This window comes from Corynebacterium sp. AOP36-E1-14, from assembly GCF_052377495.1.
Taxonomy (GTDB): domain Bacteria; phylum Actinomycetota; class Actinomycetes; order Mycobacteriales; family Mycobacteriaceae; genus Corynebacterium.
In genome coordinates, this window is the sequence record NZ_JBQSWV010000071.1 from 1 (window position 1) to 1,023 (window position 1,023).

Sequence of the window (1,023 nt, forward strand, 5' to 3'; positions counted from 1 at the left end):
GAATGGAATGGCTCTAACGGCGCGCGCAAGGCCACCTGTGCTTACCACGATGGGGTTCGCTCAAGCGTTAGTAAGTGGTGCCAAGCACCAGCTCTTGTAGAGGGCGTATGTCTGTTGCTCAGACCGCGATGGCCAGTGTGTCGATGGGCCTGGACCGGTGGTATGTTGTCGACCCTTGAACGCAGTCGCCAGTTGTTGTGCCAGCCGAACCACTTCGGGGTCTCCACGATGACGTCTGTCAGTGCCGGCTAGGCGCGTCAGCGGTTGTCGACCACGACACTGGATGCGGGAGTTGCCTTCGTACGCCAACGGTTCCCACGGTTACCCTCATCGGCTACCGAACATACCCATGACGAGGCCAGGTCCAGTACGCAGTGGACCTCGTGGAAAACCTAGGCATCTGCCTCGTTTTCGGCGGGCTGCTCACCTCTACGGCGTCGTCGAGGTATCGAGTTCTTCACCTTGTGGACCGCACTTGCCAGTACGTCGGCTACAGGAGTCGGGAGTTCCTGTACCGTCTGCTCATATACGGCGACTACCGCCGCAGCAGCAGGGTCAGAGCCACCGTTGAGATAGTGGATGATCTGCAGTGCTTCCTGTGTGTTCCGGGCGTAGGCGATATGGTGCGGGCGAGAATCTTCGGCGTCGGGCACAGCGACGTAGACGCGCCCTTCGAAGTCTTTACAGACGATGTAGGTGCTCATCCAACCATTTTCCGGTGCGAGAATGGCAGCGTGGGGACGCTGCCCCGGCGTGTCTTGCGGCCTTGGATACCGCCTCGCGAAGGTGTGGGTCGGGGGTCTCGGTGACACCGTCACCACGGTGGGTGATCTGGCCGAAGCCAGTCTCGAATTTTTCCAGCTCGCTTCCGGCTGCTGGCCTATGAAGAAGCGGGTGACCAGTGAGTACCACAATCTGACATCGGTACGACACACAACTGCGTACGGGACCTCGTACAGGTCGAGGTCTAGGGTTCCTTCGCGCTACGGGTCGATCAGGGTAGTCAGACGCCGATGCCAAAGG

Annotated in this window: 1 protein-coding gene; it reads right to left on the minus strand. The window is 59.9% G+C overall.

Going from position 1 to position 1,023, the window contains the following annotated elements; all coding sequences use genetic code 11:
- Positions 1-392 precede the first annotated feature (392 nt).
- Entirely contained in the window at positions 393-704 is a 312-nt protein-coding gene (locus ACT3TD_RS14770) for a hypothetical protein (RefSeq protein WP_444615239.1), read from the minus strand.
- Between the last annotated feature and the right edge of the window lie 319 nt (positions 705-1,023).

Coding starts and splice junctions, on each gene's coding strand:
- ACT3TD_RS14770 (WP_444615239.1), bottom strand. CDS start 704: ATGAGCACCTACATCGTCTGTAAAGACTTCGAAGGGCGCGTCTACGTC.